The 13,998-nt window shown below is 70.9% G+C and carries 15 protein-coding genes; 6 read left to right on the top strand and 9 right to left on the bottom strand.

Translation table 11 applies throughout. The features are described 5' to 3' along the window. Positions 1-103 precede the first annotated feature (103 nt). From LUW87_RS13095 to LUW87_RS13085, 3 genes are read left to right on the top strand one after another with little or no spacing between them, the layout of a single operon-like run. Entirely contained in the window at positions 104-1,507 is a 1,404-nt protein-coding gene (locus tag LUW87_RS13095) for a glycosyltransferase family 4 protein (protein WP_232671623.1), read from the top strand. Continuing rightward, positions 1,507-2,244 carry a class I SAM-dependent methyltransferase gene (locus LUW87_RS13090; RefSeq protein ID WP_232671622.1) on the top strand — a complete coding sequence of 246 codons (738 nt, stop codon included), beginning with the start codon at positions 1,507-1,509 and terminating at the stop codon, positions 2,242-2,244. The genes LUW87_RS13095 and LUW87_RS13090 overlap by 1 nt, the downstream gene beginning before the upstream one ends. Continuing rightward, on the top strand, positions 2,237-3,331 hold the full coding sequence (locus LUW87_RS13085; RefSeq protein ID WP_232671621.1) for a prenyltransferase/squalene oxidase repeat-containing protein: 1,095 nt from the start codon (positions 2,237-2,239) through the stop codon (positions 3,329-3,331). Before LUW87_RS13090 ends, LUW87_RS13085 begins: the two co-directional genes overlap by 8 nt. A 45-nt stretch (positions 3,332-3,376) precedes the next feature. Here LUW87_RS13085 and LUW87_RS13080 read toward each other — a convergent pair whose 3' ends face one another. After that, positions 3,377-3,907 (bottom strand): SRPBCC family protein, encoded by a 531-nt coding sequence (locus LUW87_RS13080; RefSeq protein WP_232671620.1) that lies wholly within the window; start codon positions 3,905-3,907, stop codon positions 3,377-3,379. Between LUW87_RS13080 and LUW87_RS13075 the strand changes: the two genes are divergently transcribed. Next, positions 3,893-4,669, top strand: a complete 777-nt coding sequence (locus LUW87_RS13075) for a TetR/AcrR family transcriptional regulator (RefSeq protein ID WP_346742547.1) — start codon at positions 3,893-3,895, stop codon at positions 4,667-4,669. The genes LUW87_RS13080 and LUW87_RS13075 overlap by 15 nt on opposite strands. Positions 4,670-4,681: 12 nt before the next feature. Here LUW87_RS13075 and LUW87_RS13070 read toward each other — a convergent pair whose 3' ends face one another. The 7 genes from LUW87_RS13070 to LUW87_RS13040 form a co-directional block, all read right to left on the bottom strand. Then, complete coding sequence (locus tag LUW87_RS13070) at positions 4,682-5,209, bottom strand: DUF7700 domain-containing protein (RefSeq protein ID WP_232671618.1); 528 nt, start codon at positions 5,207-5,209, stop codon at positions 4,682-4,684. Continuing rightward, entirely contained in the window at positions 5,206-6,108 is a 903-nt protein-coding gene (locus LUW87_RS13065) for an amidohydrolase family protein (protein ID WP_232671617.1), read from the bottom strand. The genes LUW87_RS13070 and LUW87_RS13065 overlap by 4 nt, the downstream gene beginning before the upstream one ends. Continuing rightward, positions 6,098-7,477, bottom strand: coding sequence for a phenylacetate--CoA ligase family protein (locus LUW87_RS19330; protein WP_232671616.1), 1,380 nt, complete (start codon positions 7,475-7,477; stop codon positions 6,098-6,100). The genes LUW87_RS13065 and LUW87_RS19330 overlap by 11 nt, the downstream gene beginning before the upstream one ends. After that, positions 7,474-8,652, bottom strand: a complete 1,179-nt coding sequence (locus tag LUW87_RS13055) for an amidohydrolase family protein (protein WP_232671615.1) — start codon at positions 8,650-8,652, stop codon at positions 7,474-7,476. Before LUW87_RS13055 ends, LUW87_RS19330 begins: the two co-directional genes overlap by 4 nt. Before the next feature lie 76 nt (positions 8,653-8,728). Continuing rightward, positions 8,729-9,214, bottom strand: coding sequence for a MarR family winged helix-turn-helix transcriptional regulator (locus LUW87_RS13050; RefSeq protein WP_232671614.1), 486 nt, complete (start codon positions 9,212-9,214; stop codon positions 8,729-8,731). 159 nt (positions 9,215-9,373) lie between these two features. After that, the gene (locus LUW87_RS13045) at positions 9,374-9,994 is read right to left on the bottom strand and encodes a class I SAM-dependent methyltransferase (RefSeq protein WP_232671613.1); all 621 of its coding nucleotides are present in this window, start codon (positions 9,992-9,994) and stop codon (positions 9,374-9,376) included. 52 nt (positions 9,995-10,046) lie between these two features. Further along, positions 10,047-10,547: a GtrA family protein gene (locus tag LUW87_RS13040; RefSeq protein WP_232671612.1), complete on the bottom strand. Its 501-nt coding sequence runs from the start codon at positions 10,545-10,547 to the stop codon at positions 10,047-10,049. A gap of 113 nt (positions 10,548-10,660) precedes the next feature. On the opposite strand from LUW87_RS13040, the gene LUW87_RS13035 reads away from it, so the two are divergent. Together LUW87_RS13035 and LUW87_RS13030 are read left to right on the top strand one after the other, a co-directional pair. Continuing rightward, positions 10,661-11,974, top strand: a complete 1,314-nt coding sequence (locus LUW87_RS13035; RefSeq protein WP_232671611.1) for a PQQ-dependent sugar dehydrogenase — start codon at positions 10,661-10,663, stop codon at positions 11,972-11,974. Positions 11,975-11,977: 3 nt separating this feature from the next. Beyond that, positions 11,978-12,802 (top strand): phosphatase PAP2 family protein, encoded by an 825-nt coding sequence (locus LUW87_RS13030; protein WP_232671610.1) that lies wholly within the window; start codon positions 11,978-11,980, stop codon positions 12,800-12,802. On the opposite strand, the gene LUW87_RS13025 is transcribed toward LUW87_RS13030, so the two are convergent. Beyond that, the gene (locus LUW87_RS13025) at positions 12,747-13,940 is read right to left on the bottom strand and encodes a glycosyltransferase family 4 protein (protein ID WP_232671609.1); all 1,194 of its coding nucleotides are present in this window, start codon (positions 13,938-13,940) and stop codon (positions 12,747-12,749) included. The two genes, LUW87_RS13030 and LUW87_RS13025, sit on opposite strands and share 56 nt — an antisense overlap. Positions 13,941-13,998: the final 58 nt, after the last annotated feature.

Below are 13,998 nucleotides of genomic sequence, written 5' to 3'. Positions count from 1 at the left end.
CTCCAGCCGCCGCCGACAGCCCCGCTGACCTGCGGCGTTCCCCGGCCCGGGAGCCCTCCCAGGCTTGACCCTCGGTCATCCCAACGGGGAGACTTGCAGGCTCATGTCCGACCGCTCCACGCCACCGAACCCCTCCGTCGCGCCCCGGCGATCGGTGGCCACCGCCGCCGACGGCGACCTACCGCTGCGCATCGCCTTCCTCACCTATCGCGGCAAGCCTCACGTGGGCGGTCAGGGCGTCTACACCCGGCACCTCTCCAAGGCGTTGAGCGACCTCGGCCACGAGGTCGAGGTGCTCAGCGGGCAGCCCTTCCCGATCGTCGACGAGCGGGTCCCCCTCGTCGAGCTGCCCAGCCTCGACATCTACAACGACCAGTTCCCCATGCGCCTGCCCGGGCCCTGGGAGGTCAAGACCTGGGGCGACTTCGTCGAGGTCGCCAACTTCATGGGCGGCAGCTTCTCGGAGCCCCTCGCCTTCAGCGTGCGGGCCTACCAGCACCTGCGCCGGCGCATCAACGACTTCGACCTCGTCCAGGACAACCAGTCCCTCGGATACGGGCTGCTGGGGCTGCAACGGGCGGGGCTCCCGGTGCTGGCCACCGTCCACCACCCGATCACCGTCGACCGGCGCCTCGAGATGGAGCATGCCGAGAACCCGTGGAAGCGCCTCTCCAAGGGCCGCTGGTACGGGTTCACCAAGATGCAGAGCCGGGTCGCCAACCAGCTGCCGAGGGTGATCACCGTCTCGCAGAACTCCCTCGCCGACATCCACGCCGACCACGGTGTGCCCCTCGACCGCCTCCACGTGGTGCCGGTGGGCGTCGACCAGGACCTCTTCCGGCCGCTGCCCGAGGTGGGTCGCATCAAGGGCCGCCTGATCACCACCGCCAGCGCCGATGTCACCATGAAGGGCCTGCGCTACCTGCTCGAGGCGGTGGCCAAGCTGCGCACCGAACGCCACGTCGAGCTGTTGGTCATCGGTCGGCTCAAGGAAGGCGGCCCGTCGGCTCGCATCATCGACGAGCTGGGGCTGCGCGATGCCGTCACGTTCGTCACCGGGGTGCCCGACCAGCGCATCATCGAGCTCTACTCCGAGGCCGAGGTGGCGGTGGTCCCCTCGCTCTACGAAGGCTTCTCCCTCCCCGCCATCGAGGCCATGTCGTGCGGCGTGCCCCTCGTGGCCACGACCGGTGGAGCCCTGCCCGAGGTCGTCGGCCCCGACAACGAGACGGCCCTCGTGGTGCCCCCCGGCGACGTCGAGGCCCTCACCACCAAGATCGCCCTGGCCCTCGACGACGCCGAGCTGCGGGCCCGCATCGGCGCCGCCGGGCGCCAACGCGTCATCGAGCGCTGGACCTGGCGACACACCGCGGTCGGCACCGTCGAGCAGTACCGGGCCCTCCTGGCCGAGACGGCCCACGTCCAGGCCCGTCGTCCCGGCGGTGCCGGGCAGGCGCCGCGCTACCGGCGAGCCCGACCCGGCGTCACGTCGATCACCGAGGCCTGATGCTCACCGCCGACTACGACCGCCTGGGCCTGCGCGCCGGCGACCGCCTCCTCGACCTCGGCTGCGGCTTCGGTCGCCACGCCTTCGAGGCCCTCCGCCGCGGCGCCCGGGTGGTGGCCTGCGACATGGCCGTCCCCGAGTTGGCGGCCACCACCGAGACGTTCGCCGCGCTGCAGTCGGCTGGGGAAGCGGCTCCCGACCTGCTGGCCTGTGCGGTCAACGGCGACGCCACCCGGCTGCCCTTCGCCGACGGGAGCTTCGATCGCATCATCGCGTCGGAGGTCATGGAGCACGTCCCCGACGACCTCGCCGCGCTCGACGAGCTCACCCGGGTGCTGCGCCCCGGTGGCACCATGGCCGTCACCATCCCCGCCTGGCTCCCCGAGAAGCTCTGCTGGGCGATCTCGGAGGAGTACCACGCCCCGTTCGTCGAGGGCGGGCACGTGCGCATCTACACCGAGGGCGAGCTGCGCCGCAAGATGCAGGGCGCCGGCCTCGACCCGGGCGGCGCCCACCTGGCCCACGCCCTCCACGCCCCCTACTGGTGGCTGCGCTGCGCGGTCGGCCCCACCAACGACACCCACCCGCTGGTGCGCGCCTACACCCGGCTGCTCGAGTGGGACATCACGTCGGCGCCCGCGGTCACCCGCGTCACCGAACGGGTGTTGAACCCGGTGCTGGGCAAGTCCCTCGTCGTGTACGCCACCAAGCCCGTCCGGAGCACCGTCCGTGTCTGAGCTCGTCATCCCCGCCGTCCCCGGTGTCATCACCGCGGAGCAGGTGAAGGCCACCGCCGAGGCCATCGCCGACTGGCAGCTGCCCACCGGCATGATCCCGTGGTTCCCCGGCGGCCACGCCGATCCGTGGAACCACACCGAGGCCGCCATGGCCCTCGACCTGGCCGGTATGCGCGCCGAGGCCGAGCACGCCTACCAGTGGCTCGTCGACATCCAGCACGAGGCCGGGTCGTGGCACCAGTACTACCTGGCCGACGGCATCGAGCAGGACAAGCTCGACGCCAACACCATCGCCTATCCCGCCGCCGGGGTGTGGCACCACTGGCTGTTGCACCGCGACCGCGGCTTCGTCGAGCACATGTGGCCCACCATCGAGCGGGCCATCGACTTCGTGCTCGACCTGCAGACGCCTCGCGGTGAGATCCTCTGGGCCCGCCACGCCGACGGTACCCCTTGGTCCTTCGCCCTGCTCACCGGCTCGTCGAGCATGGTCCACAGCCTGCGCTGCGCGGTGGCCGTGGCCGACCTGCTCGGCCACGAGCGCCCCGACTGGGAGCTCAGCGTGGCCCGGCTGGCCGAGGTCATCCGTCGCCACTGCCACGGTGAGATCCCCGATGCCTTCGCCCCCAAGGCCCGTTGGGCCATGGACTGGTACTACCCGGTGCTGGCCGGGGTGCTGCACCCCGACCACGCCGAGGAGCGCCTGGCCGCCCGACGCCACACCTTCGTGGTGCCGGACCGGGGTGTGCGCTGCGTGAGCGACCGCCCCTGGGTGACCGCGGCCGAGACCTGCGAGTTCGTGATGGCCGAGCTGTCGCTGGGCAACGCCGATCGGGCGCTCGAGCTGTTCACCTGGGCCCAGGCCCTGCGCGACGACGACGGCCACTACTTCACCGGCATCGTGTTCCCCGACGAAGTGCACTTCCCCGGCGACGAGCGCTCCACCTACACCGACGCCGCCGTGGTCCTGGCCGCCGACGCCCTCAGCCGCACCAGCACGGCCTGGGACCTCTTCGTCGACCACGACCGCCTGCCGGCCATCGTCGACCTCGACACCCACGAGCGCCTGCCCGACCCCACCGACTGACCACGCCAGCGGCGTCGGGGCCGACGGCCCCCTGCGGTTCGTCGCTCAGCGTGAACGCGGTCGGGTCTCGGTGTCTGCCTCGGCCGTCGCACGAATCGCCTCGAGGGTTGCCCTCATCTGTTCGCGCATGTCGAGGTGGTGTGGCATCGAACGTCGGATGATGGGCCGGAACCACCGCTGCGGGGGCTTCACGGGTTGCAGTGACTGGGTGAGACGACAACCTTCGTCGGTGGGGTGCACCGAGAACCGCCAGACCGAGGAGTCGGCCGACGGACCGAATCCCGGGACGGTCCGGTAGGCGAACTCACGCCCGGGTCGATCCTCGACGACCTCACAGACACGGCTCCAGCGGTTGCGGCCCGAGCGGTTCGTGCCCTTGAACCGGGCTCCGACCCCGCGCTCGTCGCTCAGCCAGACCGCGGTGTGGCACTCGGGACTCCACTCGCCGATGCGGGTGGGGTCGCTGACGAGGGCATAGACGTCGTCCGCCGGTCGGGCGACGTCGACGGAGACCTCCCGACCCACCAGCCAGGGTTCGTCGCGTCTCGTGCGGTCGGGTCGATGGGCGTCATCCATGGTCACGGTCCTGTCGCTCGCCGGAGGACACGAACTATTCACTACAGTGCTACTGTTGTCAATATGTCGCAGGAGTCCCCCGGTCCGGGGCGGCCGCGCCGGTACGACAACTCTCGACGCGCGGCCGCAGCCCGGGACACACGCCAGCGCGTCGTCGTCGCAGCAGCCTCCCTCTTCTCCGAACGCGGCTTCGCGTCGACCTCGGTGAGGATGATCGCTGAGCGAAGCGGCGTGTCGGCCGAGACCATCTACGCCGGCTTCGGCTCGAAGGCCGCCATCCTCCAGGCATGGATCGACGTCGCAGCCGCGGGGGACGACGAGGAGATCGCGCTTCGCGATCGCGCCGAGATGCGGGCGGCGGTGGCCGAGGAAGATCCGATCGAGAAGATCCGGATCCACCTCGCCACCGTGCGGCGCATCAACGAGCGAGTCGCCGTACCCATGCGGGTCCTGCGAGCTGCTGCGCTCGGCGACCCGGAGCTCGATGCGGTCCTCGATGAGAACGAGCACCGACGCCGCACCGACGTGCAGGACGCACTCGATGACGTCACCGCCGCCACACCGCTCCGAGACGACCTCGACCGTGACGTAGCCGTGGACCTGGTGCTCGTCCTGACCTCGTCGGAGACCTACCACGCCCTGGTCGTCGAGAGCGGCTGGACCCCTGAACGCTACGAAGCCGAGATGGTGGGCTTGCTGTGCCACTCGGCCTGGGGGCCGTCCGGACCGAGGCCTCGCTCGCGGCCGCCAACCGCCACCTGAGACCTCCCGACGTCAGCGCGAGGCACGCACCTGCGCCTGGGCGGCCTCGGCGAGGGCCGCGACCTCGGCGACGGCTGGTTCGACCTCGGCGGCATCGACACGCGCGGCGAGATCGGCACCACCGGCGTTGCGCAGCATCTCGGGCAGACGCCCCCGCAACCGGTCGAGGACCCACGGGAGCATCTCGCCGTGGGCCACCTCGTCGAAGTCGATGACGTTGTTGACCACTTCGCCCCCCTCGGGCACGCGGTGCACGTAGTGGTAGTGGGGCTCCCCCTCGAAGACGTCGAAGCGGAGGTACTCCCACCCGTCGGCGGCGTCGAAGACGTGGATCGACACCCCTTCGTCGGTGAAGCCGCCCTCGGGGGACGTCTCCTCGAGCTCGGCCAGGTGGGCGTCGTTGCCGGCGTAGGTGGCGCGGAGCTTCTCCGGGTCGAGGTCGCGGTACTCGACCCCCAGCGTCACCGCCCCGGCGGGCACCAGGCGGGTGTCGCGCTCGGAGTGGGGCTGGGGTGGGATGGCGTAGACCTTGCCGATCACGGGGCCTCCTCGGGTGGTGACGGGACGGGTGGGAGCCGGTTGAACACGCGCCGGGCGGTGCCGCCGACGAGGGCGGTCTCGGTGGCGGGGTCGAGGCCGAGCTCGGCGATCTGGGCCAGAGCCCGATGGTGGCCGACGGTGGGGAAGTTGGTGGCGAACAGCACCTTGTCGCGGCCCGGGCCGTCGATGAACGCCAGCACCGCCGGGTCCCAGTGCCGGGGTGGGTAGGCCCCGGTGCCCAGGTGCACGTTGGGGAACTTGAGGGCCATGGCCACCGCTTCGGGCACCCAGGGCCAGCCGGTGTGGCTGAGCACGAAACGGGTGCCGGGGAAGTACAGGGCCGGCCGATCGATGCCGATCGGCTGTCCGCAGGCGCTGGCCATCAGGCCGCCGGAGGTGCCGGCCTGCATGGCCACGGGCAGGTCGAGGTCCGATGCCAGCGCGTACCAGGGGTAGTAGTCGGCATGGTCGAAGGGCCGGTCCCAGCTGTGGGTGTGCAGGTAGAAGCCCACCACGGAAGGGTCCCGACCCGCCCGGCGTCGGGCCTCGGCCACGCCCGCCATGCCGGAGGAGGGGTCGACGAGGTGGAGGCCGGCGAAACGCCCCGGGTGCTCGTCCACCAGGCGCTCGAGCTCGTCCCAGCGGGTGGCCACGTGGTCGAAGTCGGTGGGGCTGAGCCGACCGTGCGGGCCCACGTCGCCGACCGGGAGCACGAGGGTGGCGATGCCGAGCGCGTCCATGCGGGCCACCATGGCGTCGGCCTCGGCGAAGTCGTCGTCGGCCGATCGCACGATCTTGAGGGGGATGCCGGCGTCGGCGATCGCGGCCTGCCAGACCTCCCGGCGCGACGGCAGGAAGCAGTTGACCAGGGTGTCGACGACCGTCGGCTCAGCGCTCATCACGGAACCGCTTCAGCTTGGCGGCGGTGCCGGCCCCGGTGAGGGCGTCGAGCGAGCCGGGCGCCACGACCTCGACCGCGACACGCACGCCCAGGCGGTCTCGCAACTTGCTCTCGACGGCACCCTGGAGTTGCGGCCAGTCCGCGGGCGGCGCCTCGCCCACCACCGAGAGCACCAGCTCGTCGCGGTCTTCCCGACGAACGGCCCGCACGAACCAGTCCGGGGCCACACCCGGCACCGACAGGGCGATGTCGCCCACCGCCTCGGGCCACACGTTCACCCCGCGGAGCTTGACCATGTTGTCGCCCCGGCCGGCGAAGGGGGCCATGCGCCGCAGCCAGCTGCCGCACGCGCACCGCTCGCGCGGATAGAGGTAGGAGAGGTCCTTGATGTCGTAGCGGAACTGCGGGCTGCCGCTCTTGTACAGCTCGGTGATGCAGATCGAACCGAGCTCACCGTCGGGCAGGCGCTCACCGGTCTCGGGATCGACGATCTGCACGATGAAGGCGTCCTCGAAGATGTGGAGGCCGTCGTGCGCCGGGCACTCGACCGAGACCCACTGCACCTCGTGGAACCCGTAGCTGTCGAAGCACTCGGCGTCGAAGGTGGACTCGAGACGACCACGATCGCCGATGTTGGGCAGTGCCCGGATCTTGAGGTCGGCCGGTCCGTAGCCCATCTCGGCGGCCACGTCGGCGAGGCGCAGCAGGTAGTCGCCGGTGGTGAGGATGGCGGTGGCGCCGTACTCGACGGCCAGCTCGACCTGGCGCTCGCTGCTGGTCACGTTGCCGGTGCCGGTGGTGACGACGACGCAGTTGAGCCACCGGTGGAGCGCTTCGTCGAAGATGAAGGCGCCGTTGTGGGTGCCGTAGGCCCAGGCGTTGAGCACCACGTCGCCGGGGCGGATCCCCTGGGCGTAGAGGGCGCGGGCGGTGAGCAGGGCCCCGACCTCTCGATCCCACTGCGTGTAGAAGGTGGGCCGGCTCTTGCCGGTCGTGCCGCCCGACATGAAGACCCGCATCGGCTCGGCCAGCGCCTGGTGGGGCAGCACGGCCTGGTAGTCACCCCACGGCGGGTGGGCCTCGATGCTGCGGCGGATGTCGTCGACGTCGTAGGAGGGGGCCCGCCACAGGTCCTCGAGCGAGGTGATGGATCGGGGGTCGAACCCGACCTCGGACCACCGACGGGCGAAGAAGGGGACCCGTTCGGCGGCCAACGCCCGCTGGCGCAGGCGCACCAGCTGGCGGCGCTCGATCTCCTCGGGATCGGCGAACCAGCCCGACTCGAAGTACTCGGGGGGCGGCTCGAAGGCCCGCACCACGTCGTCGAGGTCGACGGCCTGGTGGGGCCGCCGGATGCCGATGCTCACGCCGACGCCGACGCCGGCTCGTCGAGCAGGCCCTCGGGGTAGTGCGAGGCCGGGAACCGGTAGAAGTCGACCGGGTTGTCCCAGAGGATCTTGCGCTTGGACTCGTCGGTGATCTGGTCGGGCAGCAGACCGAGGAACTCGTCGACGGTGTGGGGGTACTTGGAGTCCGGGTGGGGGAAGTCGGACTCGAACAGGATGCGGTCGTCGCCCATCCAACGGATGACGTCGGCGACGAACGGGTCCTCGCACTCGGTGGAGATCCAGCAGTTGCGGCGGAAGTAGTCGGTGGCCGACATGGTGAGCTCGGGGAACTCCTTGCCGGCCAGCTCGAGGTGCTCGTCGATGCGGTGCAACCACGACGGCAACCAGCCGCACCCGGCCTCGAGGTACGCCACCCGCAGCCGGGGGTACCGCTCGAAGACACCGTGGGTGATCATCGAGAGGCAGGCACCCATGGCTTCGAAGGGGTGCACCACGGTGTGCCACTCGTTGTAGGAGTGGAAGCGGTCGGAACCGAAGGTGACGCCGCGCAGACCCATGAACTCGTGGGTGGAGAACGTGACGTCGAGGTCCTGGATCAGCTCCCAGATGGGGTCGTAGTAGCGGTCGCCCAGGGTTCGCTTGTTGAACTCGCCGGGTCGGGCCCAGAAGGCGCGCACGCCCAGCTCGTCGTAGGCGTAGCGGATCTCGGCGACCGCCCGGCTCACGTCGTTGAGGGGCACGGGCGAGGCCACGTGCACCCGCTTGCCGGAGGCCTCGCGCATGTCGGCGCCCCACTGGTTGTAGGCGCGCACCATGGCGGCCTGCAGCTCGGGGTCGATGCCCTCGACCCACAGGTCGTACTCGGGGCCGTAGATGACCGAGAGGTCGATGCCGTCGATCTGCAGCGCATCGGCCACCGCGTCGCCGGAGAAGCCGCGCGTCACGCAGTCGCCGAACTTGGCGATCATGTCGTCGGCCGTCCAGTCGATGTAGCGCTGGAACCGCCCGTAGAGCGACGTGTCGTGCTGGCTCCACTTCCCGTCGACGGTGACCGGGTTGTAGGCCTCCCATCCCTCGATGGGTTGGCGCAGTCCGATGCGATCACGGAAGCGCTCGGGCAGGTAGCGCTGCCACATGTCCTTCGGGTAGATGACGTGGGCGTCGGCGTCGAAGACCTTGAATCCGTTCTTCACCTGGTGTTCCCCTTGGGTGTCGTGGCGTGCGGGCTGCACGCCTGCGTCTGGTCGTGCGTCTGGTTGCGGCCGGCGTTCACGACGCCACCTCCACCGCGGCATCGCCCTCGAGGACGTCGATGAGGCGGCCGACGGCGTCGTCGAGGCGGGCGAGCTCGGCGTCGTCGAGCGGGGCGAGCACCCGCGCCCTCTCGCGGGCGTAGGCCTGCTGGGCCCGGCGCACGAGGTCGAGACCGGCGTCGGTGAGGCCGACCACCACTCGGCGGCGGTCGCTCGGATCGGGGCGGCGCACCACGAGGCCGGCGGCCGCCAGCCGGTCGACGATCTGGGTGATGCCCCCCGTGGACCGAAGGGTCAGATCGGCGAGCTCCCCCGCGGACAGCTCGTGCGGTTCGCCCGCCAGGTCGAGCACCCGGAGCACCGAGAAGTCGATGAAGCGGAGCCCGAACGGGTCGAGGCAGCGGTGTTGGAAGCCCTCCACGAGCAAGGTGGCGCGGGCCAGGCGGGTGAACAGGCCCGTCGGGCCACGGTCGGCGAGGTAGCGCTCGAGCTCTCGTTCCACCTCGCCCCCTCCTTGCGGGATCGCCCCTCGGCACCGCCCCCGATGCCCGTCGCCGGCATCATCACAGGCTCAAGACTCTTACACCTAAGAGACCATGCGCCCGATCTCCCGTCAAGGACACCCGCGCCCCCTCGGGTGGGGCGAGGACTCCACCGACGCTCAGACGCGACGCAGCAGCCGGAGCGAACCGGTCGCCGAGACCTCGTCGAAGTGCCCCGACTCGAGCGCCCGGCAGTAGATCTCGTAGGGCGGCCGACCCCCGTCGGCAGGGTCGGGGAAGACGTCGTGGATGGCCAACAGACCACCGGATTCCACCCAGGGCGTCCACAACTCGTAGTCGCGGTGCGCCGGCTCCGATCCGTGGCCGCCGTCGATGAAGAGCAGGGACAGCTCGATCCGCCACCGGGAGCCGACCGTGGGCGAGTCGCCGACGATCGCCACCACGTTCGGTTCCAGGCCGGCGTCGTGCACCGTGCGCCGGAAGCGGGGCAGCGTGTCGATGCGCCCGACCTCGGGGTCGACCAGATCCGGCTCGTGCCACTCCCACCCCGGTTGGTTCTCCTCGGAGCCCCGGTGGTGGTCGAGGGCGAACAGCACGGTGTCGCGGGCCTGGGCGGCGGCCCCCAGGTAGACGGCGGACTTGCCGCAGTAGCTGCCGATCTCGAGCATCGGCGACGCACCCTGCGCCACGAGGAGGGCGGCCTCGTACAGGGCCAGCCCCTCGTCGGGGGGCATGAACCCACGGGCGGCCTCGGCCGCCGAACGGAGTCGGGGATCCATGGTCATCGCGTCGGGGTGCGGGCGTGCTCGAACGGCACCGACCAGAGCCCGCTCACGCCTCGTCGGGGGTGTCGTCTTCGTAGATCTCGACGTGGAAGAGCTTGTCGAAGAGGAAGAAGCGCAGCACCCACAAGATGCCGAACGCCGACAACTGGACGAAGAGGATGGCCACCCGGTTGGTCGTGTAGTTCTGCGCGACCGAGATGAAGCCGGTGGACATGATCAGGCCGGTGAAGGTGAAGATCCAGAACGGGAGGATCTCCTTCTTCCACAGGCTCTTGCCCCGCTTCTGCCAGACCCACGCCCGGCTCATGTAGTAGGCGGGGACCGCACCGATGGCCACCGACGTGACGTTGGCGTAGGTGGGCCGCATCCACTTCTGGAGCAGGAACAACATGCCGGCGCCGACGATGACGTTGACGACCGACACCATCACGTAGCGCGGGCCTTTGGTCTTGATCTTGAGAAAGACCGAAGCCAGCAGGCTGTTCGCCTCAGCGGGTGGCTGGCTCACGGCGTCGGCCGTGTGGGGCTCGGTTCTCACGTACGGCACGACTCCTGCGCGACGGCGGACGATGCAGCGTACCCGTGCCCCGGCCGAACTGTCAGACCACGCTCGGTGAGCGGCCACGGTGCGTGGCGGGCCGCACGGTACCCTCGGCGCCGATGCGTCCCCCGTCCCGTACCTCGCCATCCGCCCGTGCGCGCGGCCTCGTCGCCGTCGTCGCCCTGCTCGCCGCCGCCTGCTCCGGAGCCGACGATGGCGAGGGGGCGTCGACGACCACGGCCGTCACCACCTCGTCCGAAGGGTCCGACACCACCGCTCCCGACCCCGGCCCGGGTCCGACCGAGATCACCACCACCATCACGTTGGCCCCCGTCGTCGACGGCCTCGACCAACCGACGGCCATGGCGCCCCGTCCGGGCCACAGCGACCTGTGGATCACCGAGCAGGGCGGGGCCGTGCGCCGGGTCGACAGCACCGCCGGCACCGATCCGCTGAGCGGGCAGCCCGGGCCGACCCGCTACGAGCTCGACCCCGAGCCCGTGCTCGACCTCGGCGACCTCACCGAGGCGGGCGGTGAGCAGGGGCTGCTGGGCATCGCCTTCAGCTCCGACGCCCAGCGGCTCTACCTCCACCACACCAGCCCGGACGGCGATGTGGTGGTGGCCGAGTACCGCATCGAGGAGTCCCCCGACGGCGATCCCCGGGTCGACGCGGAGTCGCGACGGGTCCTGCTCACCATCCCCCACTCCGAGTTCCCGAACCACAACGGCGGCCAGCTCGCCACCGGACCCGACGGCTTCTTGTACGTCGGGGTCGGCGACGGGGGCGGCGCCGGCGACCCGCTGGCCAACGGCCAGGACCCCGGCACCCTGCTCGGAGCCATCTCCCGGATCGACCCGGAGGCACCAGGCCCCGACCGTCCCTACGCCGTTCCCGAGGCCAACCCCTTCGCCGACGGCGAGGGCGGGGCCCCCGAGGTCTACCTCTACGGGGCCCGCAACCCCTGGCGCTTCAGCTTCGACACCGCCACCGGCGACCTCTGGGTGGCCGACGTCGGCCAGAACGAGATCGAGGAGATCAACTGGTTGCCGGCTGCCGACGGCGCCGGTCTCGGCGCCAACCTCGGGTGGGACTGGTTCGAAGGCGACCGGCCCTACCGCGACGGCGATGCCCCTGACGGTCTCGTCGACCCCTTGTTCACCTACGACCATTCGGGTGACAATTGCTCGGTGACCGGCGGCTACGTCTATCGGGGGGAGGCGATCGAGTCACTCGACGGCGTCTACGTCTTCGGCGACTACTGCGGCGGTGACGTCCGTGGCCTCCTGGCCCGCAACGGCGTCGTGCTCGACGAGCGTTCCCTCGGCGCCCAGGTGCCCGGCCGAGCGCTGGTCAGCTTCGGCCAGGACGACGACGGTGAGCTCTACGTGCTGGCCGGCACCGGCGAGCTGCTCAAGGTCGTCGAGGGCTGATCGATGACCGACCTGGCCGCGCCCGCCCGGTCGGTCCCCTCCGATCCGCGCGGCCGTGCGGCGCGGCGCCTGAGCGACGGCTCCAGCCTCGCCTGGTGGCGCGAGCTGCTCCTGGTCGGGGTGCTCTACCTCGTCTACGAGACGGCCCGGAACCTCTCGACGTCGACACCCGAGCGGGCGTTCGACAACGCCCGGCGCGTCATCGACTGGCAACGGGCGGTCAACCTCTGGCACGAGCTGCCCGCCCAGGAGTGGGCGTTGCAGTACACACCGATGATCGTGGCCGCCAACTACTTCTACGGTTCGGCCTACATCGTGGTCACGGTGCTGGGGCTCGTGTTCCTGTACCGGATGTACCCCGACGACTACCCGCTCTGGCGCAACACCCTGGCCATCGGCACCCTGCTCGGCCTGGTCGGCTTCGCCACCTTCCCCCTCATGCCGCCTCGCCTCCTCGACGAGTTCGCCGGGGGCCAACCCTTCGGGTTCGTCGACACCCTCATCTCGTACCCCACCTTCTGGTCCTTCGACTCCGCCGCCCTGCAGGCGGTCTCGAACCAGTACGCGGCCATGCCGTCGCTGCACTGCGGCTGGGCGTTCTGGGCCATGTGGGTCTTCTGGCCCCGCGTCCGCACCTGGTGGGGCAAGGCCCTCGCCGTCGCCTACCCGGCGGCCACCATCTACGTGGTGGTCATCACCGCCAACCACTACCTGCTCGACGCGGCGGGCGGGCTGGTGGTGTTCGCCGTGGCCTACGCGATCGCCCGGGGCGTCACCCGCGCCGGTCGCCGGCCAGCGGTGCCGGCTCCCGAACCTGTCGGGCCATAGCGAGGCGATACGCCTCGACATTGCGGCCCACCACGACCGACCAGTCGACGGGTGACGGCTCCCTACGGTTGTGCTCGGCGATCCGGCGGCGCAGATCGGCGTCGACGACGATGCGCCGCAGCTGATCGACCATGTCGCGGTCACTGACGGCCAGGAGGCCCTCGCGGCCGTGCTCGACGAACTCCCGGATGCCGGTTCGCGCCTTGGCCACGACCGGGAGGCCGGCACAGCGGGCCTCGAGCGCGGCGATGCCGAAGGACTCGAGGTTGGCCGGAGCGACGAAGGCATCGGCCGCGGCGTAGAAGCCCTTGATCTCGTCGCGGGTGCGGCGTCCCACCAGCTCGACGACGCCGGTCAGGCCGTTGGTGCGCACGTACTTCTCGAGCTGGCCGAGCTCGGGGCCATCGCCGATGACGACGAGGCGCAAGCTGAGGTCGACCGGGAGCGACTCGTTCACCTGACGGATGATCTTGAGGAGCTGGAGCGGGCGCTTGCGCGGAGCCAGGCGCATGACCGACACCAGCGTCACCACCCCGGGCCGAGGAGGAGCGGACGGAACGCGCCAGGCCGCCTCGTCGATGCCGTTGGGGAGCACGATGACGGGGTGGCCCGGACCGGCGATGCGGCGCAGCGGCTGGGCGGCCACGTCGCTGACCGCGGACAGCACGATCGGCCAGCGCGACCAGCCCACGGCCCGATCGAGACCGGCGAAGAGCGGGGTGGCGTAGCTCCACATGCAGTGCAGCGTCACCACGCTCGGGATCCCGAGCGCCTGCGCCCGTCGCAGGGCCAGGTACACCATCGGCGAGGCGATGCCGCCGTGGAAGTGGGCGACGTCGACCTCCTCCTCGAGGAGCAGGTCGGTGACCAGCCGGAAGGTGCGGGGGGTGAAGGGGACGTCGAAGGGCAGCAGCGGGACGTCCATGCGCCGCACCCGCACACCGTCGACCTCGTCGGGGCCGGCGGTCGGCGTCACCGCGACCACGTCGTGGCCCTGGGCGCGGAGGTTGCGAGCCAGGTCGTGAGCCTGCATCTCGATGCCACCGAGGCGGGGCACGTAGCAGTCCGAGACGATCCCGACCTTCAGCGGGCCGCCGCTGCCGTCGGGGGCAGGGCTGCTCTGGGACCGGGCCGACACGGGCGCTCACCGTAGTGCGCACCCGCCCCCGTCTCGCCCGGGCGCACCCGGGCGCGGC

This window comes from Rhabdothermincola salaria (genome assembly GCF_021246445.1).
In the GTDB taxonomy this organism is placed as follows: Bacteria; Actinomycetota; Acidimicrobiia; order Acidimicrobiales; family Acidimicrobilacustridaceae; genus Rhabdothermincola_A; species Rhabdothermincola_A salaria.
This window is presented reverse-complemented; position numbering and strand designations above follow the sequence as displayed.